This window comes from Pararhizobium gei (genome assembly GCF_029223885.1).
Lineage (GTDB): Bacteria > Pseudomonadota > Alphaproteobacteria > Rhizobiales > Rhizobiaceae > Pararhizobium > Pararhizobium gei.
On sequence record NZ_CP119409.1, the window covers coordinates 4,201,003 to 4,227,276 of the forward strand.

Genomic DNA, 26,274 nt, shown 5'->3' on the forward strand with positions numbered 1-26,274 from the left:
GCATGAGACGGGGAAGAAGTGCGACCAAAGGGATGATGAAGGGCACGGAGCAAACCCGTTGACGATGGCGCCTTCGCCCCTCCGCCCCGTCCCGTATACGATTTTGAGGGCAAATTTATCTTGACAAGCAGGTTCTGCCTGTATGTTAATCACGCAATAAGATTAGGCAGTTTCGTTCTCTTTCACATGACCCTCGTGGTCGCCGGGCAGTTTGGCCTCATGACGTCCCGTTCCCCACGGGAACCGCGTCATGGGGTTTTTTGATTTTTGGCGGGTTCATGCGCGACGCAGTAAAGATCGGCATTCTCTACTCCACCACCGGTCCCTACGGATCGATGGGGCGCGACGCCTGGGATGGGGCGGAATTGGCCATCGAGGAGTTGCAGGCAGCGCATGAAGACCGCATCGCGCCTGTGTTTATCGATCCGCAAGCCAGTATTCCGGGTTACCTCGAAGGAGCGCGGAGCATGCTGCGCGATCGGGGCTGCCGGCATATTGTCGGCACCATCACCTCGATTGCCCGCAAGGAAGTTCTCCCGCTGGTCGAAAAACACGACGGGCTGCTGTGGTATATGTGTCCCTACGAAGGCTTCGAGGCAAACGAGAACGTCGTCTATATTGGCGGCTGTCCCAATCAGCATTTGCTGCCAGTGTTCGATTACCTGCTGCCACGCTATGGCAGCCGGCCCTATCTTGTCGGTGCAAACTATGTCTGGGGCTGGGAGATGAACCGGCTGGCGCGGGAATTGATCGGCGCTGTCGGCGGCGAAGTTCTGGGCGAGCGTTACCTGCCGTTCGAGGAAACGGCTGTGGAACGCATCATCAGCGATATCGAGCACCGTCGGCCGAGCTTTATTCTAAACAATCTCGTGGGCCCGTCGAGTTACGCCTTTCTCGCTGCCATAAAGGCGCTTGGCGCGCGCGACCCGGCTTTCCGTCCCGAAAATTGCCCGGTTGTAAGCTGCGACCTGACCGAGTGCGAACTGTCGGACATCGGCACCGGCGTGGCGACCGGGCAGCTTTGCGCAGCGGCCTATTTCGACAGCATCGGCACCCCGGAAAACCTCGATTTCAAACGGCGTGTCGCGGCGCGGTTCGGACCGGAACGTCGGATTTCGAGTGTCTTCGCCTGCGCCTACACATCGCTGAAACTCTGCGCGGATGCGATCATTGCTGCCGGTACCGACGAGCCGGAGGCCGTGCGCCAGTTCTTAACCGCAGCCCCGTTACACACCGTGCTCGGCCCGATCCGCATCGATTCGGACACCCATCATGCGGCCCTGCCCTTCCATCTCGGCCGCATCACCGCAGATAACGGTTTCGATATCATCGCATCGCAGACGGCCATTGCTGCCGACCCCTATCTGACAGGGCGCCAGAGGCGCCTCCCGACACAGCTCCGGGTCGTTTCATGAGGGAAACACCGAATTTCAATGGCTGGCGTGCAACGATCCTGCACCGCGAAGACAGCATGACGGAGCGTCTGGCGCGCCAACTCAGGCTGCTCGGGTTGTCCGTGACGCTGCAATGGCAGCCGCTCGCGCCGAACGCGCTGCCGGATATCATCCTCGTCGATGCCGACCAGGGCTGGGATGGGCTGTTACCCTGGAAGGGAGAGGTGGCACCCCGTCCGCTCGTGGCGCTCCTCGGCTCGGAAGCCCCCGGCCGTATCGCCTGGGCAATGCAGCAGGGGGCCGGCGCGATCATCGCAAAACCGCTTTTGGTTTCTGCCGTATATCCGGCTCTCGTGATGGCTCTCGGCATTCACAGCGAGCGCACCGCCGTTCTGGAAAAGGTTCATCATCTGGAGGAGCGCGTTCGGCTGCGACCGCTCGTTCATGCAGCCGTGCTGCAGATCATGGCTGCGCGCAAGGTGGACGAACACGACGCCTATACGACCCTGCGCAACTGCGCCATGAAACGCCGGCTGCCTATGGAACAACTGGCAGCCTCGATTGTCGGCGGCGCCGAGCCCATGCCGGAGGCCGGCTGATGCGCGTGATGAAAACAATGGCGCGCCAGCCCGCGGCGCTGTTCGGTCTGTTGATCGTCGTCCTTGTCATGCTTCTGGCGATCGCGGCACCGCTGATTGCCCCCTATAGCCCCGACGAACAGATGTTCGACGGCCTGACGCTCGAGGGGGCACCCATGCCGCCAGGTGCGCAGTTCCTGCTCGGAACCGACACACTCGGCCGCGACCTGTTCTCCCGGCTGCTGTATGGCGCGCGCACCTCGCTGGTGATCGGCCTCGTCGCCAACGGCGTGGCCGTCTCCATCGGACTTCTGATCGGTATTCTCGCGGGTTATCTGCGCGGCATCGTCGGCAATCTGCTGATGCGCTTCACCGATCTGATGATGGCCTTTCCCGCCCTGCTGCTTGCCATCGTTCTGGCAGCACTTCTGCGCCCCAGCCTCTGGATCGTCGCCATGGTGATCGCGCTGGTCAACTGGGTGCAGGTCGCGCGCATCGTCTACACGGAGACACGTGGACTCGTGGAGCGTGATTTCATCGTGGCGGAGCGCTCGCTCGGCGCTGGACATACCCGTATCCTCTTTCACCATATTCTGCCGCATCTGATGCCGACGGCGATCGTCTGGGGTACGCTTGGCATTGCAACGACCGTGCTTCTGGAAGCCACGCTGTCGTTCCTTGGCATCGGCGTGCAGCCACCGCAGCCCTCCTGGGGCAACATCATCTTCGAAAGCCAAAGCTATTTCCAGGCCGCCCCATGGCTGGTTTTCATTCCCGGTGCGGTGATCCTGCTGACCGCCTTGTCCTTCAACCTCGTCGGCGATGCGCTCCGCGACATCCTCGATCCGACGCAGCGCGGGAGGGGCTGACATGGCGTTTCTGGTTGCCCGCCGTCTCGTCCAGACGCTGCTCATCCTGTTTGGCGTCGCTGCGATCACATTTCTGCTGCTTTACGCCTTTCCGGCGGATCCGGCACGCATGATCGCCGGCCGTAGCGCGACAGCGCAGACCGTCGCCAATATCCGCCACGAGCTTGGCCTGGACCAGCCGCTTCCGGTGCAATTCCTGACCTATCTGCAGGGTATCCTACAAGGCGATCTCGGCCGCTCCTACGCCCAGAAAACCGATGTCGGCACGCTGATCGCCGCGCGCCTGCCGGCAACACTTCTCCTGATGGCCGCCGGCATCTTCATCGAGGTGATGCTCGGCGTCTTCTTCGGCGTCGTCGCCGCGCTCCGCCGGGGCGGAACGGTGGACCGTGTCGTGATGATGGCATCCTTCGTCGGGGTTTCCGCACCGCAATTCGTGGCTGCCCTGCTTATGCTCTATGTCTTTGCCGTTACGCTCGGCTGGTTTCCAATGAGCGGCTTCGGGAGCTTTGCCCATGTCGTTCTGCCCGCCGCCACGCTCGGCATTCTTGGTGCCGGCTGGTACGCCCGCATGGTCCGGTCGACGATGATCGACGTGCTCAATCAGGATTATGTCCGCACTGCACGTGCAAAGGGTCTTTCTTCCGCCCGCATCGTACTTCGCCATGCGCTGCCCAACGCGCTTTTGCCTGTCATCGCCATGATCGGCATCGATATCGGCCAGTTCATGGGTGGCGTCGTCGTGGTCGAGGCGGTCTATGGCTGGCCGGGTATCGGCCAGCTTGCCTGGCAGGCCATCCAGCAGGTCGATATTCCAATCATCATGGGCGTGACGCTGGTCTCTGCGCTTGCCATCGTTCTCGGCAACCTCGTTGCCGACGTTCTCGCACCACTCATCGATCCGCGCATTCGAGCGCGTTAACCCATCCCAAAGCAGCAACCAAAAAGGGGAACTCATAATGTTCAAACGCTGGCTTCGACATACAACTGTAGCGGCGGCGCTCGCCTTCGCACCGCTTACCGCCTTCGCGCAGGACGCACCCAAACAGGGCGGCGATATCGTCATCACCTACAAGGACGACATCGCCACACTCGATCCCGCGATCGGCTATGACTGGGTTAACTGGTCGATGATCAAGAGCCTTTATTCCCGGCTGATGGACTATACGCCGGGCACGCCGGATCTCATTCCTTCGCTGGCCGAATCCTTCGAGGTCGCGCCGGATGGACTGACCTACACGTTCAAGCTGCGCAAGGGGGTCACGTTCTCGAATGGCCGCGAGGTCGTCGCATCCGATGTGAAATATTCGATCGAACGCGCCGTCAACCCGAAGACGCAAGGCCCCGGCGCCGGCTTCTTCGGCGCGATCAAGGGCTTCGACACGCTGTCGGGCGGCACGTCGGAGACGCTGGAAGGCATCGAGACGCCGGACGATGCGACTGTCATTTTCCGTCTCTCGCGTCCCGATGCAACCTTCCTGCATGTACTCGCCATCAACTTCGCCTCCGTTGTTCCGAAAGAGGCCGTTGAAGCGGCAGCTGGCGATTTCGGCAAGAATCCGGTCGGTTCCGGCACTTTCGTGCTGAAGGAATGGACCATTGGGCAGCGTCTCGTCTTCGAACGAAATCCCGACTATTTCGTCAAGGAGATGCCCCATATCGACAAGTTTACGGTGGAGGTCGGCCAGGAGCCGCTGGTTGCGCTGCTGCGCCTGCAGAAGGGCGAAGTCGATATCGCCGGGGACGGCATTCCACCGGCAAAATTCCTCGAGATCAAGAACGCGCCGGAAGGCGCCGACGTGATCGTCGATGGTGAACAACTGCACACCGGCTATGTGACGCTCAACACAAAAGTAAAACCGTTCGACGACCTGAAGGTTCGCCAGGCTGTCAACATGGCGATCAACAAGGAGCGCATCACCCGCATCCTCAATGGTCGCGCAACCGCGGCCAACCAGGTGCTGCCACCGTTGATGCCGGGCTACGACAAGGCCTATGCCGGCTATGCCTATGATGTCGAGAAGGCCAAGGCGCTGTTGGCGGAAGCCGGCCTTGCCGATGGTTTCGAGACCATCCTTTACTCGACCAACACCGATCCGCAGCCGCGCATCGCCCAGGCAATCCAGCAGGATCTTGCCGCCATCGGCGTCAAGGCCGAGGTGCGGGCATTGGCACAATCGAACGTCATCGCAGCAGGCGGGACCGAAGGCGAAGCGCCGATGATCTGGTCGGGCGGCATGGCCTGGATCGCAGACTTTCCGGATCCGTCGAATTTCTACGGGCCGATCCTCGGCTGCGCCGGTGCGGTCCAGGGCGGCTGGAACTGGTCGTGGTATTGCAACAAGGACCTTGACGCGCGGGCAATCGCGGCCGATTCGATGTCCGATCCGACAAAGTCGGCCGAGCGCACGGCCGCCTGGGAGAAGATTTTCACAGATGTCATGGCTGATGCGCCGTGGATCCCGGTGACGAACGAACGCCGGGTTGTCGCCAAGTCGCCGCGCATGGGTGGCGAGGGCAATATCTACATCGACCCGACCCGGGTCATCAACTACGACGCAATCTTCGTCAAGGACTGACGAAAGGGCACTGCCCCTCATCCGCCCCTCTTTCACCCAAAGGGGCGGGCACCTTCGCCCCGTAAACGGGGAGAAGGACGAGCGGCGAACTCCGAGCCAGTTCCCTCTCCCCGTGCGCGGGGAGAGAGCTGCGATGAGGGGCAAGCCTCACAGTTAAAAATCAATACGGGGAAACACCATGTGCGTCGCCTGCACCTATACCATTCACCGCGCCCAGCACAATTTCGGCTGGAACAGGGACTTCGAACCGGCTGTCATCGCCAGGCCGGGCGAAACGATCCATTTCGAATGCCTGGATTCCTCCGGTGGCCAGCTGGGGGCCGGCTCGACGCTGGAGACGCTGGCGGCACTCGACTTCGGCAAGATCAATCCGGTCACCGGGCCGGTCTATATCGAAGGGGCTGCGCCGGGCGATGCGCTGAAGGTCACCATCCGCCGTTTCATCCCCTCCGGCATCGGCTGGACAGCAAATATTCCCGGTTTCGGGCTCCTCGCCGATCAATTCAAGGATCCGGCCCTGCATATGTGGTCCTATGACGCCAACACCATGGCGCCGTCTCTTTTTGGCCCCGGTGGCAAGGTTCCGCTAAAACCCTTCGCCGGCACGATCGGCGTCGCACCGGCCGAGCCTGGATTGCATTCCGTGGTACCGCCACGCCGCGTCGGCGGCAATCTCGACATCCGCGACCTGACGGCAGGCGTCACGCTCTATCTGCCGGTCGAAGTCGAAGGCGCCCTCTTTTCGATCGGCGACACGCATGCCGCCCAGGGCGATGGTGAGGTCTGCGGTACGGCGATCGAGAGCCAGATGGAGGTGGAGGCGACGATCGAACTGGTCAAGGATGCCCGGCTGCAGAGCCCGCGCTTCACCACCACCGAACCCGTGACCCGGCATCTCGATGGCATGGGCTATGAAGTGACCACCGGTATCGGCCCGGATTTGATGACCGGTGCGCGGGAAAGCGTCATGCGCATGATTGACCTGCTCACCACCGAACACGGCATGAATCCCGTTGATGCCTACATGCTCTGCTCGGTCTGCGGCGATCTCAGGATCAGCGAAATCGTCGACATGCCGAACTGGGTCGTATCCTTCTACTTCCCCAGGATCGTATTTTCGTGACGCTCGCCGTTGCCGCAGCAGGCCCGGTCCTCTCCGTACGTGAACTCTGCGTCGATGCCCGCACGCCGGAAGGACGGCGCAGGGTACTCGATGCCGTCGGTTTCGACCTGCGCCAGGGCGAAACGCTGTGCATCGCGGGAGAAAGCGGCTCGGGAAAATCCGTAACCTCGCTTTCGATCATGGGTCTGCTGCCGCAAGCCTCGCTTCAGATTGCTTCAGGCAGCATCGCGCTGGCCGGCCGCGAACTGACAAAGCTCTCCAATCGTGCAATGCGCACCGTGCGCGGCGGTGATATCGCCATGGTGTTCCAGGAGCCGATGACCTCGCTCAATCCGGTGATGACCGTCGGCGCGCAGTTGATCGAGGCCATTCGCGAGCATCAGGGATCAGAAGGCACCACTCCGACCGCTGTGGCGCTGCGCATGCTGGACGCTGTTCAGATTTCAGAGCCGGTGCGCCGCATGACCCAGTATCCGCACGAGCTGTCCGGCGGCATGCGCCAGCGCGTGATGATCGCCATGGCGCTGTCCTGCCAGCCGAAGGTTCTCATCGCCGACGAACCGACCACCGCGCTCGATGTTACCGTCCAGGCGCAGATCCTGCGTTTGATGCGCGAACTGAAGCAGGAATTCGGCGCGTCGATCATCCTCATCACCCATGACATGGGGGTCGTGGCAGAAATGGCCGACCGTGTCGTGATCATGCAGGCTGGCCGAGTTATCGAGCAGGATGGCGTCCTGCCGATCTTCAACACGCCGCGTGAACCCTATACGCGCGAACTGCTGGCTGCCGTTCCGCTGCTTGGCGCTCACCGCGGCACCGACGGGCCACCGCGCGTCGGCGCAATGCCCGCAGAATCGGCAACCCCCGACCGCTTGCCGGTCCTCAACGTTCGCGACCTTGCCGTGACGTATGGGGCAAAGTCGGGATGGCTTTTCCGTCCGAAGCCCGTTGCGGCGGCAGTCGAGGAGGTGTCGTTCGATATTCTTCCCGGCCAGACTCTTGGGCTCGTCGGCGAAAGCGGCTCCGGCAAATCCACGACCGGGAAGGCCGTGCTCGGCCTCATCCCTTTCACCGGCCATATCGCCATCGATGGTAGAACTATCGGCGGCCTCAGCCAGCGGCAGATGCAGCCCGTTCGGCGCTCCGCCCAGATGATCTTCCAGGACCCCTATGCCTCGCTCGACCCGCGCATGGCTGTCGGCGATGCGATCGCCGAGCCGCTGATCATCCATGGCATCGGCAATCGCTCCGAACGCCGGGATCGCGTTGCCGAACTGCTCCGACGCGTCGGCCTGCAGCCGGATGCGGCAAGCCGATATCCGCATGAATTTTCGGGTGGACAGCGGCAGCGGATCTGCATCGCGCGTGCGCTGTCGCTCGCGCCAAAGTTGATCGTCGCCGATGAAAGTGTCGCTGCGCTTGATGTTTCGGTCCGCGCCCGCGTGCTTGATCTGATGCTGGAACTGCAGGAAACGATGGGGCTGGCCTATCTTTTCATATCGCATGACATGGCAGTTATCGAGCGCATGTCCCACAATGTTGCGGTCATGCGAAACGGCCGCATCATCGAAATGGGTTCGCGCCGGTCCGTGTTCGAGAATCCGCAGGATGCCTACACGCGGGCACTGATGGCAGCGGTTCCGATCCCGGATCCAAAGCGCCGCCATATTGCCTGATGTTGGCTTGCATGGAGGGGTTGGATGTCGCAACGCGATCTTGTGCGCCACGAAGGCCATGCTTTCGTCGCCTGCGAAAAGGTCGATTGCAGCTTCACCGCAGTTTGCATCTCATTCAGCTAAAAATTTCTTCCGAATATTGAAATGTTTCCTGTAGAGAACATAACGTACAGGAGATGGCGATGACCGACACGAATGAGAAGGACGGGCAGAAGGCAGTCCTGTCCCAGGATCCGCACCGGATTCGTGAGCCCCGGGAAAATAACCTTGAAATGGCCATAGGGCATGAGGTTCGAACCTATCGCAAAGCACTCGGCATCACCGTTACCGATCTCGCCACCGCGACCGGGATATCGGTGGGCATGCTGTCGAAGATCGAAAATGGGAATATTTCGCCCTCGCTGACCACACTGCAAGCCCTGACCAGAGCGCTTGGCGTGCCGCTCACTGCCTTCTTCCGCCGGTTTGAAGAGCCGCACAATGCGGTCTTCGTCAAAGCCGGGACAGGTGTAAACATCGAACGGCGCGGTACGCGCGCGGGTCATCAGTACAGCCTGCTCGGCCACATCGCAAACAATACGAGCGGCGTCACCGTGGAGCCCTATCTGATAACGCTGACGACCGAATCCGACGTCTTCCCGACGTTCCAGCATGAAGGCATGGAGTTTCTCTATATGCTGGAAGGCGAAGTGGTTTACCGCCACGGCGACCAACTCTTCACCATGCAGCCGGGCGACAGCCTCTTCTTCGATGCCGATTCGCCTCACGGACCGCAGGAATTGGTTCAATTGCCTGCCCGCTATCTGGCAATCATCAGCTACCCGCAGAAGCGGAGCCAGACCATTTGATTTTGTTTTCCAACGAAATTTGAAGCCAGCGGACCGTCTAACGCAATGTCGTTGCGTCGACGCCGAACTCAAGGCTCATCTGGATGAGCTCGTCCCACAGGCTTTCGGCAAAGCCGCGCAACACCAGAAGCTCGAAACCTTGCGTGTCCGTTCGCGTCATGAGCGCCGAGATATGACCGATCAGCGTCATGGCGGAGTGGCCGACCGGGAAATTGGCAGCGTCGAGATCGACGGCCGTACCCTTGGCAAGAACGGCCTCGACGAACGCACCGCTGATGCCGATCCGGACGCGACCATGGCCTTGATCGGAAATGGACGCCCTGCCATCCAGAAGCGGCGTCCTGGCAAAAATCTCTGCGGGCGAGAGAGGGATATCGCCGATGACGAACCATTGTCCGGGGCCATAGGGTCGCACGGCATGGGGCGTCCCGTCTCCGATGCGGGGGATCAGGTCTTGCAGGTCGCCGCTTCCGCGCGCGGCCAGAACCTGCAGCACATGCCCTTCCGGCAGGGCCACCAGCGAGATCCGCGTGCCGGTTGACGGGGCGCCGAACGAACCGGACTTGGCATCGGCAAGGGCAGGACGATGGAGAAGTGCAAAATCAGCCATGGAGCTTTCCGTTTTCCGGATCGAAGAAGACCGGGCTGCACAGCACGGCCTTGGTGAACTCGTTTTTCAGATCGTTCCAGACAGTGACGTGCTCGCCGTGGCGCTTCGGTCCGTGCTTGACGAGGGCGAGACCGATGGTCGAACCAAGGTTCGGCGAGTAGCAACTGGAGGAGACGTAGCCCTGGTCGTTTTCGAGCGACGGAACGGCACCCTCCGAGAGGATATGCGAGCCTGTCTTGAAGGTCGTTGCCGGATCGAGTGGCTTGACGCCAACCAGCGAGAGCCGGTCATCCGCGACCAGCCCATCCCGGGAGAGCATCGCCTTGCCGATGAAATCCAGCTTGGCCGCGGAAACCATCCTGGCAAAGCCGAGGTCCGACGGGATAACAGTACCGTTGATCTCGGAATGGGTGACATGGCCTTTTTCGATGCGCATGACGCCCAGCGCTTCGACGCCATAGGGGCAGATGCCATGCGGCGCGCCTGCCTCCATGATGGCATCGGCGATTGCCTCGCCGTAGCCGGCCGGAACCGCCAGTTCATAGGCAAGTTCGCCGGAAAAGGAGATCCGGAACAGCCGGCCGGTCAGCCGGCCGCCGCAGATCGACACTTCCCTGGCACCGAGGAACGGGAAGGCCGCGTCGGAAATGTCCTCATCGACAAGCGTCTGCAGGATCATCCGGGATTTCGGTCCGGCAACGGCGATCTGTGCCCATTGATCGGTCGAGGACGCAAACTGCACGTCGAGATCGGGCCAGACGACCTGGGCGCAGAATTCCAGATGGTTCATGACCCCTGCCGCATAGGCCGTGGTTGTTGTCATGAAGAAATGGGCTTCGCCAAGACGGCTCGTCGTGCCGTCGTCGTAGATCATCCCGTCTTCGCGCAGCATCAGGCCGTAGCGCGCCTTGCCGACCGGCAGCTTCAGAAAGGCGTTGCAATAGATCCGGTTGAGGAATTCTGCGGCGTCCTTGCCGAAAACCTCGATCTTGCCAAGGGTCGAGACATCGCAGATCCCGGCATTGCTGCGGACATTCAGCACTTCGCGATCGACACTTTCACGCCAGGTCGCCTCCCCCGGCTTTGGAAACCAGGAGGAGCGGTACCAGAGGCCGGTTTCGACGAAGACCGCGCCGTTCTTCCTGGCCCATCCGTGCAGCGGCGATTTGCGCACCGGCTGGAAGTGCTTGCCCTTGGAGGCACCGGTCAGCGCACCGAAAGAGAGCGGCGTGTAGAACGGGCGGAATGTCGTGGTGCCGACATCGGCCGGAGAGACTTTTCGCGCTTCGGCCAGAATGCCGATGGCATTGATGTTGGAGAGCTTGCCCTGATCGGTCGCCATGCCATTGGTGGTATAGCGCTTGGCAAGCTCGACATGGCCATAGCCTTCGCTCACCGCGAGGCCGAGATCCTTGAGGTGCACGTCGTTCTGGTAGTCAACGAAGGCCTTGCCCTTCGATCCGTGAACTCGCCAGAGCGGCTTGGATACGGTTGTGGTGTCGGCAATCGAGGCGAAAGCGGCGATGGCATTCGAGTAGCCGAGTGCCTGCAGGGTCGATGCCGCTTTTCCGGCGCCATCTGCAAGGCAGGCTTCGGCGCTGCCAACGCCTGCGGCGGCACCGGCGGCGGTCAGTCCGTCCTGCCCGTCCGGAGCGAGGAAAGCAGCCTTGGCGTCCGACCAGACTGGTTTTGCGCCGCGATGGCAGGCAAGGTTGATGATCGGGCTCCAACCTCCGGACATGCCAAGCGCATCGGCGGCGATGGCTTCCGGACGCCCATTCCTGAGGACCGTCACCCCCGTCACGCTCTTGCCGCCCTTGGCATCGAGAACCACCGCATTGGGAAGGACCCGGGCCCTGCCGGACCAGGTGACGGATGCATCCGGTCGGCTATCGACGACGGCCGCCACATTGACCCCAGCTGCTTCCAGGTCGCGGGCTGTCGCGTAACCGGAGGCATCGTTGGTGAAGATGACGGTGCTTTTGCCGGGCGCGACGGCCTGGCGGTTGAGATAGGAGCGCATCGCGCCCGCCATCATCACACCGGGAATGTCGTTGCCGCCGAAAACCAGCGGCCGTTCTTCTGCGCCGGCGGCGAGGATTGCCTGTTTGGCGGCGATGCGCCAGATGCGCTCGACCGGCCGGTTCGGGTCCACCGTGGCGGTGTTCTTCTGCACGTTCTCGACAGCGCCGAAGACATTGCCGTCGTACCAGCCGAAGACGGTCGTCCGGGAGAAAATGCGGATGTTCGGCAAAGCCGCCAGCTCGGCCAGCGTCTGGGCGAGCAGGTCGCTCGCGGTTTTTCCATCGACAGGCGCGGTTTCGGACAGCAGCGAGCCGCCGGGTTCGAAACCTTCATCGGCAAGAATGACGCGGGCCCCGGCGCGGCCGGCGGTCAGTGCCGCGGCCAGCCCGGCGGGGCCTGCGCCGATAACCAGCAGGTCGCAATGCGCCCAGCATTTCTCGTAGCTATCGGGATCGGGTTCATAGGTGGCACGGCCAAGGCCTGCCGCCTTGCGGATGATCGGCTCGTAGATCTTTTCCCAGCAGGCGGCCGGCCACATGAAGGTCTTGTAGTAGAAGCCGGCACCGAGGAAGGGCGAAAGCAGGCTGTTGACGGCGCCGAGATCGAAATCGACGGAGGGCCAGCGGTTCTGGCTCTTGGCGGTCAGGCCGCTGTAAAGCTCGACCAGCGTGGCGCGGGTATTGGCTTCCGTGCGGCCGCCTTCGCCGATGGTCACCAGCGCATTCGGCTCGGCGGCACCCGCCGTCAGGATGCCGCGTGGGCGGTGATATTTGAAACTGCGGCCGACGAGCTGGCGGCCGTTGGCAAGCAAAGCAGAAGCCAGCGTATCGCCGGCAAAGCCCTGCATCGACTTGCCGTCGAAGCTGAAATCGAGCGGCTTGGCGCGGTCGATGCGGCCGCCCTTGGAAAGACGGTAGGAACTCATGCGGTCTCTCCTTCGGCGCTGGCATCCATGACTGTATAGATCGCGTGGGTCATCGTATCGCGCTCGACCACCAGCCAGCGGCGGCAGCCGGAGGTGTGGTGCCAATGTTCCTTGTGGCGTCCGCGTGGATTGTCGCGCAGGTAGACGTAAGCGTACCAGGCATCCTCACCCGCATCCGGTGCCGGGCGCTTGATCCCGGCGTCGCCGCGAACGGTGAATTCTTCCTTGGGGCGCGGCCCGCAATGGGGGCAGGCGATCAGGCTGGCCATCTCTCAGGTCCTCAATGCAGATTGGGTTGGGCGCCGACGCCCTTTTCATCGATCATCCGGCCGCGCGCGAAACGATCGAGCCGGAAGGCGCGGCCGGTCTCGTGCGGTTCATTTTTGGCGATCAGATGGGCGTAGCAGAATCCGGAGGCTGGCGTGGCCTTGAACCCGCCGTAACACCAGCCCGCGTTGAGATAGAGATTGTCGATATGGGTGCGGTCGATGATGGGAGAGCCGTCCATGCTCATGTCCATCACCCCGCCCCAGGATCTCAGCACACGGACGCGCGAAAGTGCCGGGATCATCGCCACACCGGCTTCGGCGACATGCTCGACGGTCGCTAGATTTCCGCGCTGTGCGTAGGAATTATAGCCGTCGATATCGCCGCCGAAGACGAGGCCGCCCTTGTCGGATTGCGAGACATAGAAGTGGCCGGCACCGAAGGTGACGACATTGTCGATGAAAGGCTTCAGCCCCTCGGAGACAAAAGCCTGCAGGACGTGGCTTTCGATCGGCAGCTTCATATCGACCATGTCGGCAACGGTGGTGGAATTGCCCGCCGCCGCCAGCGCCAGCTTGCCGCAGCCGATAAAACCCTGGCTCGTCTCGACGCCCACGACGCGGCCGTTTTCGCGGCGGATGCCGGTGACTTCGCAGTTCTGGATGATATCGACACCGCGCATATCCGCGCCACGGGCATAGCCCCAGGCAACGGCATCATGGCGCACCGTGCCGCCGCGCTTCTGCATCAGTGCGCCCTGGATCGGGAAGCGGGCATTGTCGAAATCGAGAAAGGGCAGCATCTGGCGCACGGCGTTGCGGTCGAGCAGATCTGCATCGACGCCGTGCAGGCGCATGGCATTGCCGCGCCGCGTATAGGCGTCCCGCTGGGCGTCGGAATGATAGAGGTTGAGCACGCCGCGCTGCGAGACCATGGCGTTGAAGTTGAAATCCTGCTCCAGCCCTTCCCAGAGCTTCATCGACAATTCGTAGAACGGATTGTTGCCGGCAAGCAGGTAGTTGGAGCGGATGATGGTCGTGTTGCGGCCGACATTGCCGGAGCCGACATAGCCTTTTTCCAGCACTGCGACATTGGTGACGCCGAATTCCTTGGCGAGGTAATAGGCTGTTGCCAGACCATGTCCGCCGCCACCGATGATAATGACGTCATAGTGGTTCTTTGGGACCGGGCTGCGCCAAGCAGGCGCCCAGCCCTTGTTGCCGCGCAGGGCATTCAGAAAAACGGAAAAGGCGGAATAGCGCATGGTATGGATCCCGGTGAACCGCGCCAATCATGACAGGATTGCGTTTTCATACTTGCAGGAAAAGGCCGTTTTAAGCCATTATTGGGACATGGCGTCAGACGACCTCAAGAACGTCCAGAAGATCGGCTTCATCCTCATCCCGGGATTCGCGCTGATGTCCTATGCGTCGGCGGTAGAGCCGTTTCGTGCAGCCAATCTTCTGGCGGGGCGGGATATCTATGCGCTCTCGGCCCATGGTGTGGACGGGAATGCGGCGATGACATCCTCCGGCATTCCGGTTCCTGCCACGCCGCTGCCTGGCCGTGGATCAGGCTTTCATACCGTCTTCGTCTGCGCCGGCGGTACGCCGATCGACTGGAATGTTCCGGTTGTGCTTGCCTGCCTGCGCCAGCTTGCCCGCGATGGCGTGCGCATCGGCGGCATTTCCGGCGGTCCCTATCTCATGGCGGCGGCGGGTTTGCTGCAGGATCGCGACTTCACGATCCATTGGGAGCACGCGCCGGCTCTGGTGGAGGCATTTCCCGGACTTGCTCCGCGTCAGGCGCGCTATATCCTCGATGGCAACCGCATCACCTGTGGCGGCGGCGTAGCACCGCTCGACATGATGCATGCCCTCATCGCGGAGCGGATGGGCTCGGACTTCGCCCGCCGGGTCAGCGACTGGTATCTGCATACCCATGTGGAAAGCTCCGGTGCTCCCCAGCGGGCGTCATTGGCGGAGCGCTACAGAGTTAATCATCCGGGCTTGTTGACTGTGCTCGAGAAGATGCAAGCAACGATCGAAGCGCCGCTCGACCGGCAAAGCATGGCCAAGCTGGCCGGTGTTTCGCCGCGACATCTAGACCGGTTGTTTTCCCGTCTGATGGGCTCCTCCTTTCTCCTCGAATATCGCAAGCTGCGGCTTGATCATGCGCGGCGCCTGCTGCGGCAGAGTCCACTTTCTATCTCCGAAATTGCCTTCGCCACCGGATTTTCCAGCGCCGGTCATTTTGCGCGGAGCTACCGTGCTGCGTTCGGAGAGCCACCGCGCGCGCAGCGGCAGTCAACAGTCCCGAGCGGCTCTGCCTAGGATTTTTCTGGATACAGACCGTTTTCCTATCCAGGCACGACCAGATGGATCGGTTCAAATATTGCCTTAAAAGAAAAAAAATTTCCTGCAGGTTGAAATTCTGAAAGGCACCTGCTATCCATCTTTCATCGTCGAAATGAAGGATCATCCCCAATGTGCGGAATTGTCGGATTGTTTTTGAAGGACAAGAGCCTGGAGCCGCAATTGGGCGCCATGTTGTCTGATATGCTGGTGATCATGACGGACCGTGGGCCGGATAGTGCAGGCATTGCCATCTACGGAGCACCCAGCGACGGTCGCGCGAAACTCACGGTTCAATCGGCAAAGCCGGCAACGGATTTTGCAGGGCTGGAAGCGCTGCTGAAGCCTGCCGATGCCAGCGTGACGGTTGAGCTGAAAAGCACGCATGCGGTGATCGAAACGGCCACGACACAGGCATCGGCCGTGCGCGACCTGCTCGCGCAGGAGCGCCCTGACATCCGGGTCATGGGCACGGGCGACAGCGTCGAGATCTACAAGGAAGTGGGCCTGCCGAAGGACGTTGTTTCCCGCTTCGGCATCCGCGAAATGGGCGGCACGCACGGCATCGGCCATACGCGCATGGCAACGGAATCCGCCGTCACGACGCTCGGAGCGCATCCGTTTTCGACCGGTGCCGATCAGTGCCTCGTGCACAACGGCTCGCTCTCCAACCACAACAACCTGCGCCGCGAACTGGTGCGCGAGGGCATGACCTTCGAGACGCAGAATGACTCGGAAGTCGCCGCCGCTTATCTCACGGCAGAGATGGCCAAAGGCAAGGATCTGGGGCAGGCGCTGACCGGAGCGCTCGACGATCTCGACGGCTTCTTCACCTTCGTCGTCGGCACGAAATCCGGCTTCGGCGTGGTCCGCGATCCGATCGCCTGCAAGCCGGCCGTGATGGCCGAGACCGACCAATATATCGCCTTCGGCTCCGAATATCGCGCGCTCGTCAACCTGCCCGGCATCGAGGGTGCGCGGGTCTGGGAGCCGGAGCCGGCGACCGTCTATTTCTGGGATCATGAGAAGGCCGCCTGAACGTGAATGTCAGCCTAAAACGAGAAAGTCTGGAAGCGATGCGCACCTTCGATCTTGCCACAACGCCTCTGCGCGACCTGAACAGCGCGCTCCACAGCATTGCGCCCGGCGCGAATGATACGAACTTCGAGGTCGTCAATCCGCGCGGCAGTCATTCCGTCGCCGTCGGTATCGACCAGCCGGTGACAGTCGAAGTGCACGGCAGCGTCGGCTATTATTGCGCCGGCATGAATGATGGCGGCATCGTCACCGTTCATGGGTCCGCTGGGCCCGGTGTCGCGGAAAACATGATGTCGGGCACGGTCGTCATCGAGGGCGATGCCAGCCAATATGCCGGCGCGACGGGCCGCGGCGGTCTCCTCGTCATCAAGGGCAACGCTGCCTCGCGCTGCGGCATCTCGATGAAGGGCATCGATATCGTCGTCCAGGGCAATATCGGCCACATGTCGGCCTTCATGGGCCAGTCTGGGCATCTCGTGGTGCTTGGCGATGCCGGCGATGCGCTCGGCGATTCCCTCTACGAGGCCAAGCTCTTCGTGCGCGGCGAGGTCAAGAGCCTGGGTGCCGATTGCATCCGGAAGGAAATGAAGCCGAAGCATTTGAAGCTGCTTGCCGAGCTTCTGGAAAAAGCCGGCATCACGGGCATCAAGCCGGGAGAATTCAAGCGCTACGGCTCGGCCCGCACGCTCTACAATTTCAATATCGATAACGCTGACGCGTACTAAGGCAGGGAGCCGTTCATGAGCTATCACAACCCCTATACCCCGCCGCGCAAGTCAGCGACCTTCGACGATTATACGCTGGCCGAAATCCGTCGTGCTGCGGCAACCGGCATCTACGATATCCGCGGCGCCGGCACCAAGCGCAAGGTGCCGCATTTTGACGATCTGCTGTTTCTCGGCGCCTCGATCTCACGCTACCCGCTCGAGGGCTACCGCGAGAAATGCGACACGTCGGTCGTGCTCGGCGCGCGCCATGCCAAGAAGCCGATCGTGCTGAAGACGCCGATCACCATCGCCGGCATGAGTTTTGGTGCACTATCGGGCAATGCCAAGGAAGCACTTGGACGTGGTGCCACCATCGCCGGAACCTCCACAACCACCGGCGACGGCGGCATGACGGACGAGGAGCGCGGGCATTCCCAGACCCTCGTTTACCAGTACCTGCCGTCGCGTTACGGCATGAACCCGAAAGACCTGCGCCGCGCCGATGCGATCGAGATCGTCGTCGGCCAGGGCGCCAAGCCCGGCGGCGGCGGCATGCTGCTCGGCCAGAAGATCTCCGACCGCGTCGCCAACATGCGCAACCTGCCCAAGGGTATCGACCAGCGCTCGGCCTGCCGCCATCCCGACTGGACCGGCCCGGACGATCTGGAAATCAAGATCCTCGAACTGCGCGAAATCACCGACTGGGAAAAGCCGATCTACGTGAAGGTCGGCGGAGCACGCCCCTATTACGATACGGCGCTTGCGGTAAAGGCCGGTGCCGATGTCGTCGTGCTCGACGGCATGCAGGGTGGGACCGCGGCAACGCAGGACGTTTTTATCGAAAATGTCGGCATGCCGACGTTGGCCTGCATCCGCCCCGCCGTCCAGGCGCTGCAGGATCTCGGCATGCATCGCAAGGTACAGTTGATCATCTCCGGCGGTATCCGGTCGGGCGCGGATGTCGCCAAGGCGCTGGCGCTCGGCGCGGATGCAGTTGCGATCGGCACGGCGGCGCTGGTCGCCATCGGCGACAACGACCCGCACTGGGAAGAGGAATACCAGAAGCTCGGAACGACGGCCGGTGCCTATGACGACTGGCACGAGGGCAAGGACCCCGCCGGCATCACCACGCAGGACCCGGAGCTTGCCAAGCGGCTCGATCCGGTTGCCGCCGGTCGCCGGCTGGCCAACTATCTGAAGGTCATGACGCTGGAAGCGCAGACGATCGCGCGCGCCTGCGGTAAGAACCACCTGCACAATCTGGAACCGGAAGACCTCGTGGCGCTGACCATCGAAGCCTCCGCCATGGCGCAGGTGCCGCTTGCCGGAACCAGTTGGATCCCGGGCAAGGGAGGCTTCTGACCAACCACAATTTGGCCGTTGCCTGATCTCCCAAGGCAGGTAGCGGCCTTTCCACGAAAAAGTGTCTGAATAATCCAAAGGGGAACCCAGTGACACTCGATCTTGCGACCTTTGCCAAGGACCGTGGCATCAAATATTTTATGATCTCCTACACCGATCTGTTCGGTGGCCAGCGGGCGAAGCTCGTTCCGGCCGAGGCGATCGCCGACATGCAGAAGGACGGTGCAGGCTTTGCGGGCTTTGCCACCTGGCTCGACCTTACCCCTGCCCATCCCGACCTATTTGCGCTGCCGGATGCCTCCTCGGTCATCCAGCTTCCCTGGAAGAAGGATGTCGCCTGGGTTGCTGCCGATTGCGTCATGGAAGACAAGCCTGTCGAACAGGCGCCGCGCGTCATGCTGAAGAGGCTGGTCGCGGAAGCCGCCAAGGAGGGGCTTCGCGTCAAGACCGGCGTCGAGCCGGAATTCTTTCTGATCTCGCCGGACGGTTCGAAAATCTCCGACGAGTTCGATACGGCCGAAAAACCCTGCTACGACCAGCAGGCCGTCATGCGCCGTTATGATGTCATTGCCGAAATCTGCGACTACATGCTCGAACTCGGGTGGAAGCCCTACCAGAACGACCACGAGGATGCGAACGGCCAGTTCGAGATGAACTGGGAATATGACGACGCGCTGCAGACGGCCGACAAGCACTCCTTCTTTAAATTCATGGTGAAATCGGTCGCCGAAAAGCACGGCCTTCGCGCGACCTTCATGCCCAAGCCGTTCAAGGGGCTGACCGGCAACGGCTGCCACGCTCATATCTCCGTCTGGGATCTTGACGGCAAGACCAATGCTTTTGCCGACAAGGATATGCCCTTTGGTCTCTCTGCCAAGGGCAAGACCTTTCTTGGCGGCATCATGAAGCATGCCTCGGCGCTCGCCGCCGTCACCAACCCAACGGTCAATTCCTACAAGCGCATCAACGCGCCGCGCACCGTATCCGGTGCCACCTGGGCACCGAATACTGTGACATGGACGGGCAACAACCGGACACACATGGTCCGCGTACCCGGCCCGGGCCGGTTCGAACTGCGCCTTCCCGACGGCGCGGTCAATCCATACCTCCTGCAGGCAATCATCATTGCCGCCGGTCTCAATGGTATCCGGCAGAATGCCGATCCGGGCCGTCACTACGACATCGACATGTACAAGGAAGGCCATACCGTCACCGACGCGCCGCGGCTGCCCTTGAACCTGCTCGATGCGCTCAGGGATTACGACAAGGACGAGGAACTGAAGGCAATCCTCGGCGAGAGTTTCTCCAGCGCCTACCTGAAACTCAAGCACCAGGAATGGAATGCCTACGCATCGCATTTCACGGACTGGGAGCGGCAGACGACGCTCGATATCTGAGGGAACTCGTTTCGAAAGAGACATCACTTGGCAATCGCTTGACCGGGAAAAATCACATATGAAAAACTACGTGCTCACCGTAGCTTGCAAGGCGACCCGTGGAATCGTGGCGGCGATATCCGGCTATCTGGCGGCCAAAGGCTGCAACATCAACGACAGTTCGCAGTTCGACGACATGGAATCGGGGAAATTCTTCATGCGCGTCAGCTTCGTTTCCGAAGAACAAAGAACGATGGAGGAGATCGCCGAGGGTTTCTCCGAAATCGCCAAACCCTTTGGGATGAGTTACCGCTTCAACGACAGCGACGAGCGCATGAAGGTGCTGCTGATGGTCTCGCGCTTCGGCCATTGCATCAATGATCTGCTCTATCGCTGGAAGATCGGCGCACTGCCGATCGAGATCGTCGGCGTCGTTTCCAACCACTTCGACTACCAGAAGGTTATCGTCAACCACGACATCCCCTTCTACCACATCAAGGTAACGAAGGAGAACAAGCCGCAGGCCGAGGCCCGATTGATGGAAGTGGTCGAACAATCCGGTACGGAACTCATCGTTCTCGCCCGCTACATGCAGGTGTTGTCGGATGCCGTCTGCAAAAAAATGTCGGGCCGGATCATCAACATTCATCACTCGTTCCTGCCGTCGTTCAAGGGTGCGAACCCCTACAAGCAGGCATTCGAGCGTGGCGTGAAGCTGATCGGTGCGACGGCGCACTACGTCACCGAAGATCTCGACGAAGGTCCGATCATCGAACAGGACGTGGCGCGTATAACTCATGCGCAATCCGGAGACGACTATGTCTCGATCGGCCGTGATGTCGAAAGCCAGGTACTCGCGCGCGCCATCCATGCACACATCCACCACCGCACTTTCATCAATGGCAACCGCACGGTGATCTTCCCGCCGAGCCCCGGCTCCTACGCTTCCGAGCGAATGGGGTGAGCCATGGCAACACCAGTGTATGGGTTCATCACACTTGCGAGTTTGCGCGGCAACGGTATAGTGAAGAAATAAATATTCCGGAAAAGAAAATGGGGACGAGGATATGAGTCTTAGCTGGCGTTTTTCCGCTCTTGCAGACCGGCATCGGGCATTGGGGTCAAACCTTGAGGACTGGAGCGGCATGGGAACCGCCTGGACCTACGACAAGGACATCTACGAAGAGCACATCGCTGTGCGCACCAAGGCCGGCATCATGGATGTCTCGGGCCTGAAGAAGGTCCACCTCGTCGGCCCGCATGCGATTGCCATCCTGGAATATATCACCACCCGCGACATGACCAAGGTCTATCCCGGCAAGTCGGTCTATGCCTGCATGCTGAACGATCGCGGCCATTTTACCGACGACTGCATCGTCTACCGCACGGGTCCCAATTCCTGGATGCTGGTGCACGGCTCCGGCACAGGCTTCGAGGAAATCGTCAAGCAGGCGCAGGGCCGCAACTGCGCCGTTCTGTTCGATGATGACCTGCACGACCTGTCGTTGCAGGGACCGCTTGCCGTCGACTATCTCGAAAAATACGTGCCTGGCATCCGGGACCTGAAATACTTCCATCACATGCAGACGACCCTGTTCGGCGCACCGGTGATGATCTCGCGCACCGGCTATACCGGCGAGCGCGGCTATGAAATCTTCGTGCGCGGTCAGGATGCAGGCATGGTCTGGGACCGCATCGTCGATGAAGGCAAGGAGATGGGTATCATCCCCGTCTGCTTCAGCGTTCTCGACATGCTGCGCGTCGAAAGCTATCTGCTCTTCTACCCCTATGACAACTCGCAGATGTACCCGTTTGCCAACGAGCAGCCGGGCGACAGTCTTTGGGAACTCGGCCTCGATTTCACCGTCAGCCCCGGAAAGACCGGCTTTCGCGGCGCCGAGGAACATGCGCGCCTCAAGGGCAAGGAACGCTTCAAGATCTTCGGCCTGCTGGTCGAGGCCGACGGCCCGACAGATCTTGGCGACGAGGTCTGGGCCGATGGCAAAAAGGTCGGCGTCATCACCTGCCCGTCCTATTCGAAGCTTACAAACCGCTCGATGGCGATCATGCGCATCGAGGTTCCCTATGCCGTTCAGGGCACCAAGCTCGAGGTGAAGGGCAAGACGGTCAATGCACCGGCGATCGCGCATACGATCACCTTCGACGATCCGAAAAAGACCAAACGGACGGCGGTGGGCTGAGGATTCCAGCATGCTCGTGAAAGGGATCAAAAGCAGACCGGAATACAAGGGGCTCGACGTCGATCGCCACGCCAAAAGGCACCTCTTCGTGCTCGAGGGCGAAGGAGCCGGGGCCTTGACAGATCAGGTCGAGGTCAAAGGCAGGGATTTCCTTGAAAAATCGGAAATCCTTTACCTGCCGGCGGGTGCTGCTCCTAAAGCTTATGACGTGTCGCTTCAGGCCCTGTCCCCGGACGTCTTCTGGCAGGCCCCAACGCTGCAACCCATGCTGTTTCGACTGCGTGCCTGTCTCGAACAGGCCCGAATGGGTACGCGGCTCTACATATCGGGCACCGAAGGCTTCATCGGCCAGATCATGCAGGTAGCGCTGGAATACGGCATGGACTTCAACTCGATCCACACAGAACATCGCGGCTCGACAGCGCGCCGCGTCCAGTGCGTGCACTGCAAGGGCATCACCGACAATGTGACGACCAGCCCTTTTTCGTGCACCCATTGTGCACTTCCACTGCTTGTGCGCGACCATTATTCGCGTCGTCTCGGGGCCTTCCAGGGCGTCAACATCGATGCCGAGGAACCGGGCACTGCCCCTCAGCCAGAGGAGATGTTCCCATGAGCCTCAACACCGACATGCCCGTGCGCGTCGTTGCGGTGACGCAGGTGACCGATCTCGTCAAACGCTTCCGCTTCGAGCGGCTTGACGGCCATTCCATGCCGTTCTTCTCCGGCGGCGCCCATGTCGTCGTTTCGATGAACGACAACGGCCTGTTGCGCCGCAACCCCTATTCTTTGATGTCCAATCCCGACGACAACAGCGCCTATGAAATCAGCGTGCTCCGGGTTCCCAATTCCCGCGGCGGCTCGGTCTTCCTGCACGAGCAGGTCAAGCCCGGCGACCAATTGAGCGTCAGCCAGCCGGTCAACCTGTTTGCGCCGGATCATCGCGGCAGGAAGCATATCCTGGTTGCCGGCGGCATCGGTATCACGCCGTTCATCGCGATGATGGAGCAGTTCAGCCGTGATAACATCGCGTTCGAACTGCACTACGCCATCCGCTCGCGCTCCCACGGTGCCTATTGGCAGCAACTGCTGGAGCGCTATGGCCCACGCCGGGTGAAAATCTACATTGACGAGGAAAAGACCTTCATTCCGGTCGCTGAGATCGCCGACAACCAGCCGCTGGGCACCCATCTCTATGTCTGCGGCCCGGCCGGCATGATCGACGGCGTGCTCATGACGGCACTGAAAGCCGGATGGCCCAAGGAAAACCTGCATTCGGAGCGCTTCCTCGCGCCGCCTGCGGGCCAGCCATTCCAGGTCTTCCTCGAACAATCCAATATTCACATGACGGTCGGCGAACACCAGAGCATTCTGGAAGCCGCCGAGGCCCATGGGTGCGACGCCCCTTACATGTGCCGCGGCGGCGCTTGCGGCCAGTGTGAAACGGCGGTCTCATCCTGCGATGGCATGATCGAACACAATGATATCTACCTGTCGGACGAGGAAAAGGCCTCTGGCAAGAAGGTCATGATCTGCGTCTCGCGTTTCAAGGGCCAGCAACTCGTTCTTCAACTCTAACTTAAGGGGACCGGACAGATGACCATCACGTTCAGGAGCGAGACGTTCCGCGACGACTTCACCTTCCGCAACAGCCTCGCCAATATCAGGCGCTTTCCCTTTCCCTTCGATCGCGACGAATACATGTATTCGGTCAACATGGAGCCGCATGTACGGGGCCGGAAAGATACCATTTTCGAAAACCTGATCGACGTCGACGAGCACTATGTCGCGGAGATGCAGGACCGGGCGATGGTGCTGAAGGAAGATCCGCTGCGCTGCCAGGCGCTGCCGCACATGATGACAGCGCAATGGGATGTGCTGGAGCTTCTGATGGAGCATCAGGCGCAGGATTATCCCGAGCATTTCACGCTGACGAAGGATGGCGACCGCTGGCGCTGGATCAACCGCCCGATGGGCATCGATGACACGTTTACCTTCGGCGATCCGTCCACCCTGCCCTATCCGCCGATGGAATACATCACCCGCCAGGCCCAAGGCGACTTCTGCATCGTCGATCAGCGCGACAACAATCTCTGGATGGACGCCGGCATGGTCACCACGCAGGCCGACTGGTCGCTGGATTTCGACATCGGCATGAACTTCATGGAATGGCACGGCCCGGTGCCGCTCGCCCACCAGATCGGCGTCTTCGACCGGGCGCTCAAATTTCTGCTCAACCTGCAACAAGGAAAACCGACCCGCCGGCTGAACTGGACCATGACGGTCAATCCACGGCTCGATACCTCACCGGAGAACTATCACAAATGGGGTCCGGACCGCCTGACGGTAACGCCGGAGAATGTCGGGCAGAAGATGCACCTGCGCGTCGAGCTGCAGAGCCTGTGGCGCCTGCCGCGCTCCAACGCCATCCTCTTCGTCATCCGCTGCTATCTCATCAGCCTCGATGAACTCGTGACAGTACCGAAATGGGCGCGCCGCCTGCCCCGCGTTCTCCAAAGCCTGCCGCCGGAGATCATCGATTACAAGGGCCTGACCCGCAACCGGCCGATCATGATCGACTGGCTGGCGAAGTATGACGACGGCGCGCCGACGAGCGCGGGTATTTTTCCGGACTAGGCGCAGCCGCCCCTCGCCCAGCTGGCGGGCACCTTCCCCCCGTTTTAACGGGGAGAAGGGACAAGCGGCAACCTCCGTCGTCCCCTCTCGCCGCCTGCGGGGAGAGGGTGAGGGGTAAACAATCAAGTAGAAAATCGGCAACGACCGAAAAACCATACAGACATAACAAAGGGAACGTACCAACATGACCAGAGTAGCCGTGATCGGCGCAGGACCATCCGGCCTTGCCCAACTGAGAGCCTTCCAGTCCGCCGCCCAGAAGGGCGCGGAAATCCCCGAAGTGGTTTGCTTCGAAAAACAGGCCGACTGGGGTGGCCTTTGGAACTACACCTGGCGCACCGGCCTCGACGAATATGGCGAGCCGGTTCACGGCAGCATGTACCGCTATCTCTGGTCGAACGGCCCCAAGGAATGCCTGGAATTCGCCGACTATTCCTTCGAGGAGCATTTCGGCAAGCCGATCGGCTCCTATCCGCCCCGCGCGGTTCTCTGGGACTATATCAAGGGCCGCGTCGAAAAGGCCAATGTCCGCGATTGGGTCCGTTTCTCGACCCCCGTCCGCATGGTCCGCTTCGATGAGGAATCCAAGACCTTCACCGTGACCGCGCATGACCGCGTCAACGACGTGATGTACGACGAAATCTTCGATTATGTCGTCGTCGCCTCCGGCCACTTCTCGACACCGAATGTCCCCTATTTCGAAGGTGTGAAAACCTTCGGCGGCCGCGTGCTGCACGCCCATGATTTTCGCGACGCGTTGGAATTCAAGGACAAGGACGTGCTGATCGTCGGCCGCAGCTATTCGGCCGAGGACATCGGCTCGCAATGCTGGAAGTACGGCGCGAAGTCGGTGACGACGAGCTACCGCTCCAAGCCGATGGGCTTCAAATGGCCGGAGCGCTTCGAGGAGCGGCCGCTGCTGCAAAGGCTCGTCAATAAGACCGCCCATTTCGCCGACGGCACCACCAAGGAAGTCGATGCGCTGATCCTGTGCACAGGCTATCTCCACCACTTCCCGTTCCTGCCCGACGACTTGCGCCTGAAGACCGCCAACCGGCTCTGGTCCGACAGCCTCTACAAGGGCGTCGTCTACGAGGACAATCCGCAACTGATGTATATCGGCATGCAGGACCAGTTCTACACCTTCAACATGTTCGACGCCCAGGCCTGGTACGCCCGCGACGTCATCATGGGCCGTATCACCTTGCCGTCGACGGCCGAGATGAAATCCCATTTCGACACCTGGCGCGCCCGCGAGGAAACGCTGGAGGATGCCGAGCAGATGATCTGGTTCCAGGGCGACTACGTGCTTGAGCTCCTCGAAGACACCGACTATCCCAAGTTCGACATCGAAGGCACGAACCAGACCTTCATGGAGTGGGAACACCACAAGGCCGAAAACATCATGGGCTTCCGCGACAATGCCTACCGCTCGCTGATGACCGGCAACATGGCGCCGAAGCACCACACCCCCTGGCTGGAGGCGATGGACGATACGCTCGAGGTTTACCTCAGGAACTAACATTTGCTGCGGGCGTCGAAGGCGGCACTGCCCGAAAAAGACCTGAATGTCTCGACACCGCAGCGCTCTCCGCTGCGGTGTTCGCGTTCCCGGCAGGCACGAACCCATCACCTTCACTCGCCGAAAAAATATTCAGATGCTCATTTTTTAGAATAGATTGCAGAAAATATAGTCATAAAT

General features: G+C 61.0%; 23 protein-coding genes. 19 read left to right on the forward strand and 4 right to left on the reverse strand.

The window, feature by feature from the left end:
• Window positions 1–278: 278 nt before the first annotated feature.
• The 8 genes from PY308_RS20210 to PY308_RS20245 all read left to right on the forward strand — a co-directional run bounded on the left by PY308_RS20210 (window position 279) and on the right by PY308_RS20245 (window position 9,070).
• Window positions 279–1,415 carry a transporter substrate-binding protein gene (locus tag PY308_RS20210; protein WP_275786261.1) on the forward strand — a complete coding sequence of 379 codons (1,137 nt, stop codon included), beginning with the start codon at window positions 279–281 and terminating at the stop codon, window positions 1,413–1,415.
• Window positions 1,412–1,993 carry an ANTAR domain-containing response regulator gene (locus PY308_RS20215; RefSeq protein WP_275786264.1) on the forward strand — a complete coding sequence of 194 codons (582 nt, stop codon included), beginning with the start codon at window positions 1,412–1,414 and terminating at the stop codon, window positions 1,991–1,993. The genes PY308_RS20210 and PY308_RS20215 overlap by 4 nt, the downstream gene beginning before the upstream one ends.
• Entirely contained in the window at window positions 1,993–2,841 is an 849-nt protein-coding gene (locus PY308_RS20220; RefSeq protein WP_275786267.1) for an ABC transporter permease, read from the forward strand. The genes PY308_RS20215 and PY308_RS20220 overlap by 1 nt, the downstream gene beginning before the upstream one ends.
• 1 nt (window position 2,842) lies before the next feature.
• Window positions 2,843–3,763 (forward strand): ABC transporter permease, encoded by a 921-nt coding sequence (locus PY308_RS20225; protein WP_275786271.1) that lies wholly within the window; start codon window positions 2,843–2,845, stop codon window positions 3,761–3,763.
• A 37-nt stretch (window positions 3,764–3,800) separates the two neighbouring features.
• Window positions 3,801–5,420, forward strand: a complete 1,620-nt coding sequence (locus tag PY308_RS20230) for an ABC transporter substrate-binding protein (protein ID WP_275786273.1) — start codon at window positions 3,801–3,803, stop codon at window positions 5,418–5,420.
• A 178-nt stretch (window positions 5,421–5,598) separates the two neighbouring features.
• On the forward strand, window positions 5,599–6,543 hold the full coding sequence (locus PY308_RS20235; protein ID WP_275786277.1) for an acetamidase/formamidase family protein: 945 nt from the start codon (window positions 5,599–5,601) through the stop codon (window positions 6,541–6,543).
• The gene (locus PY308_RS20240; protein ID WP_275786280.1) at window positions 6,540–8,222 is read left to right on the forward strand and encodes an ABC transporter ATP-binding protein; all 1,683 of its coding nucleotides are present in this window, start codon (window positions 6,540–6,542) and stop codon (window positions 8,220–8,222) included. Before PY308_RS20235 ends, PY308_RS20240 begins: the two co-directional genes overlap by 4 nt.
• Window positions 8,223–8,404: 182 nt before the next feature.
• Window positions 8,405–9,070, forward strand: coding sequence for a helix-turn-helix domain-containing protein (locus tag PY308_RS20245; protein ID WP_275786282.1), 666 nt, complete (start codon window positions 8,405–8,407; stop codon window positions 9,068–9,070).
• Window positions 9,071–9,107: 37 nt separating this feature from the next.
• Here PY308_RS20245 and PY308_RS20250 read toward each other — a convergent pair whose 3' ends face one another.
• From PY308_RS20250 to PY308_RS20265, 4 genes are read right to left on the reverse strand one after another with little or no spacing between them, the layout of a single operon-like run.
• Complete coding sequence (locus tag PY308_RS20250; protein WP_275786285.1) at window positions 9,108–9,680, reverse strand: sarcosine oxidase subunit gamma family protein; 573 nt, start codon at window positions 9,678–9,680, stop codon at window positions 9,108–9,110.
• Window positions 9,673–12,630 carry a sarcosine oxidase subunit alpha family protein gene (locus PY308_RS20255; protein WP_275786288.1) on the reverse strand — a complete coding sequence of 986 codons (2,958 nt, stop codon included), beginning with the start codon at window positions 12,628–12,630 and terminating at the stop codon, window positions 9,673–9,675. The genes PY308_RS20250 and PY308_RS20255 overlap by 8 nt, the downstream gene beginning before the upstream one ends.
• Window positions 12,627–12,899: a sarcosine oxidase subunit delta gene (locus PY308_RS20260; protein WP_275786291.1), complete on the reverse strand. Its 273-nt coding sequence runs from the start codon at window positions 12,897–12,899 to the stop codon at window positions 12,627–12,629. The genes PY308_RS20255 and PY308_RS20260 overlap by 4 nt, the downstream gene beginning before the upstream one ends.
• An 11-nt stretch (window positions 12,900–12,910) precedes the next feature.
• Window positions 12,911–14,161, reverse strand: a complete 1,251-nt coding sequence (locus PY308_RS20265) for a sarcosine oxidase subunit beta family protein (RefSeq protein ID WP_275786294.1) — start codon at window positions 14,159–14,161, stop codon at window positions 12,911–12,913.
• Between the two features lie 88 nt (window positions 14,162–14,249).
• Between PY308_RS20265 and PY308_RS20270 the strand changes: the two genes are divergently transcribed.
• The 11 genes from PY308_RS20270 to PY308_RS20320 all read left to right on the forward strand — a co-directional run bounded on the left by PY308_RS20270 (window position 14,250) and on the right by PY308_RS20320 (window position 26,094).
• Window positions 14,250–15,230 carry a GlxA family transcriptional regulator gene (locus PY308_RS20270; RefSeq protein WP_275791217.1) on the forward strand — a complete coding sequence of 327 codons (981 nt, stop codon included), beginning with the start codon at window positions 14,250–14,252 and terminating at the stop codon, window positions 15,228–15,230.
• Between the two features lie 153 nt (window positions 15,231–15,383).
• Window positions 15,384–16,289: a class II glutamine amidotransferase gene (locus PY308_RS20275; protein ID WP_275786295.1), complete on the forward strand. Its 906-nt coding sequence runs from the start codon at window positions 15,384–15,386 to the stop codon at window positions 16,287–16,289.
• 38 nt (window positions 16,290–16,327) lie between these two features.
• Window positions 16,328–17,014: a GXGXG domain-containing protein gene (locus tag PY308_RS20280; RefSeq protein WP_275786297.1), complete on the forward strand. Its 687-nt coding sequence runs from the start codon at window positions 16,328–16,330 to the stop codon at window positions 17,012–17,014.
• Window positions 17,015–17,029: 15 nt separating this feature from the next.
• Window positions 17,030–18,358: an FMN-binding glutamate synthase family protein gene (locus PY308_RS20285; RefSeq protein ID WP_275786299.1), complete on the forward strand. Its 1,329-nt coding sequence runs from the start codon at window positions 17,030–17,032 to the stop codon at window positions 18,356–18,358.
• 89 nt (window positions 18,359–18,447) lie between these two features.
• Window positions 18,448–19,755: a type III glutamate--ammonia ligase gene (glnT, locus tag PY308_RS20290; RefSeq protein ID WP_275786302.1), complete on the forward strand. Its 1,308-nt coding sequence runs from the start codon at window positions 18,448–18,450 to the stop codon at window positions 19,753–19,755.
• Window positions 19,756–19,813: 58 nt separating this feature from the next.
• Complete coding sequence (purU, locus tag PY308_RS20295) at window positions 19,814–20,698, forward strand: formyltetrahydrofolate deformylase (RefSeq protein WP_275786306.1); 885 nt, start codon at window positions 19,814–19,816, stop codon at window positions 20,696–20,698.
• A gap of 103 nt (window positions 20,699–20,801) precedes the next feature.
• A complete protein-coding gene (locus PY308_RS20300) occupies window positions 20,802–21,935 on the forward strand; it encodes an aminomethyl transferase family protein (protein WP_275786308.1) in 1,134 nt (377 codons plus the stop codon).
• Window positions 21,936–21,945: 10 nt separating this feature from the next.
• Window positions 21,946–22,551 (forward strand): dimethylamine monooxygenase subunit DmmA family protein, encoded by a 606-nt coding sequence (locus PY308_RS20305; protein ID WP_275786310.1) that lies wholly within the window; start codon window positions 21,946–21,948, stop codon window positions 22,549–22,551.
• Window positions 22,548–23,513 (forward strand): PDR/VanB family oxidoreductase, encoded by a 966-nt coding sequence (locus tag PY308_RS20310; RefSeq protein WP_275786312.1) that lies wholly within the window; start codon window positions 22,548–22,550, stop codon window positions 23,511–23,513. Before PY308_RS20305 ends, PY308_RS20310 begins: the two co-directional genes overlap by 4 nt.
• 18 nt (window positions 23,514–23,531) lie before the next feature.
• Window positions 23,532–24,572: a heme-dependent oxidative N-demethylase family protein gene (locus PY308_RS20315; RefSeq protein ID WP_275786315.1), complete on the forward strand. Its 1,041-nt coding sequence runs from the start codon at window positions 23,532–23,534 to the stop codon at window positions 24,570–24,572.
• Window positions 24,573–24,756: 184 nt separating this feature from the next.
• Window positions 24,757–26,094, forward strand: coding sequence for a trimethylamine monooxygenase (locus tag PY308_RS20320; RefSeq protein WP_275786317.1), 1,338 nt, complete (start codon window positions 24,757–24,759; stop codon window positions 26,092–26,094).
• Window positions 26,095–26,274 lie beyond the last annotated feature (180 nt).

Excerpts from the sequence above, each read along its gene's own strand:
- PY308_RS20265 (WP_275786294.1), bottom strand. The coding sequence starts at position 14,161 with ATGCGCTATTCCGCCTTTTCCGTTTTTCTGAATGCCCTGCGCGGCAAC.
- PY308_RS20315 (WP_275786315.1), top strand. The coding sequence starts at position 23,532 with ATGACCATCACGTTCAGGAGCGAGACGTTCCGCGACGACTTCACCTTC.
- PY308_RS20300 (WP_275786308.1), top strand. The coding sequence starts at position 20,802 with ATGAGTCTTAGCTGGCGTTTTTCCGCTCTTGCAGACCGGCATCGGGCA.
- PY308_RS20225 (WP_275786271.1), top strand. The coding sequence starts at position 2,843 with ATGGCGTTTCTGGTTGCCCGCCGTCTCGTCCAGACGCTGCTCATCCTG.
- PY308_RS20250 (WP_275786285.1), bottom strand. The coding sequence starts at position 9,680 with ATGGCTGATTTTGCACTTCTCCATCGTCCTGCCCTTGCCGATGCCAAG.
- PY308_RS20230 (WP_275786273.1), top strand. The coding sequence starts at position 3,801 with ATGTTCAAACGCTGGCTTCGACATACAACTGTAGCGGCGGCGCTCGCC.
- PY308_RS20280 (WP_275786297.1), top strand. The coding sequence starts at position 16,328 with ATGCGCACCTTCGATCTTGCCACAACGCCTCTGCGCGACCTGAACAGC.
- PY308_RS20260 (WP_275786291.1), bottom strand. The coding sequence starts at position 12,899 with ATGGCCAGCCTGATCGCCTGCCCCCATTGCGGGCCGCGCCCCAAGGAA.
- PY308_RS20255 (WP_275786288.1), bottom strand. The coding sequence starts at position 12,630 with ATGAGTTCCTACCGTCTTTCCAAGGGCGGCCGCATCGACCGCGCCAAG.
- PY308_RS20245 (WP_275786282.1), top strand. The coding sequence starts at position 8,405 with ATGACCGACACGAATGAGAAGGACGGGCAGAAGGCAGTCCTGTCCCAG.
- PY308_RS20310 (WP_275786312.1), top strand. The coding sequence starts at position 22,548 with ATGAGCCTCAACACCGACATGCCCGTGCGCGTCGTTGCGGTGACGCAG.
- PY308_RS20275 (WP_275786295.1), top strand. The coding sequence starts at position 15,384 with ATGTGCGGAATTGTCGGATTGTTTTTGAAGGACAAGAGCCTGGAGCCG.
- PY308_RS20215 (WP_275786264.1), top strand. The coding sequence starts at position 1,412 with ATGAGGGAAACACCGAATTTCAATGGCTGGCGTGCAACGATCCTGCAC.
- PY308_RS20320 (WP_275786317.1), top strand. The coding sequence starts at position 24,757 with ATGACCAGAGTAGCCGTGATCGGCGCAGGACCATCCGGCCTTGCCCAA.
- PY308_RS20305 (WP_275786310.1), top strand. The coding sequence starts at position 21,946 with ATGCTCGTGAAAGGGATCAAAAGCAGACCGGAATACAAGGGGCTCGAC.
- purU (WP_275786306.1), top strand. The coding sequence starts at position 19,814 with ATGAAAAACTACGTGCTCACCGTAGCTTGCAAGGCGACCCGTGGAATC.
- PY308_RS20210 (WP_275786261.1), top strand. The coding sequence starts at position 279 with ATGCGCGACGCAGTAAAGATCGGCATTCTCTACTCCACCACCGGTCCC.
- PY308_RS20235 (WP_275786277.1), top strand. The coding sequence starts at position 5,599 with ATGTGCGTCGCCTGCACCTATACCATTCACCGCGCCCAGCACAATTTC.
- PY308_RS20270 (WP_275791217.1), top strand. The coding sequence starts at position 14,250 with ATGGCGTCAGACGACCTCAAGAACGTCCAGAAGATCGGCTTCATCCTC.
- PY308_RS20220 (WP_275786267.1), top strand. The coding sequence starts at position 1,993 with ATGCGCGTGATGAAAACAATGGCGCGCCAGCCCGCGGCGCTGTTCGGT.
- PY308_RS20285 (WP_275786299.1), top strand. The coding sequence starts at position 17,030 with ATGAGCTATCACAACCCCTATACCCCGCCGCGCAAGTCAGCGACCTTC.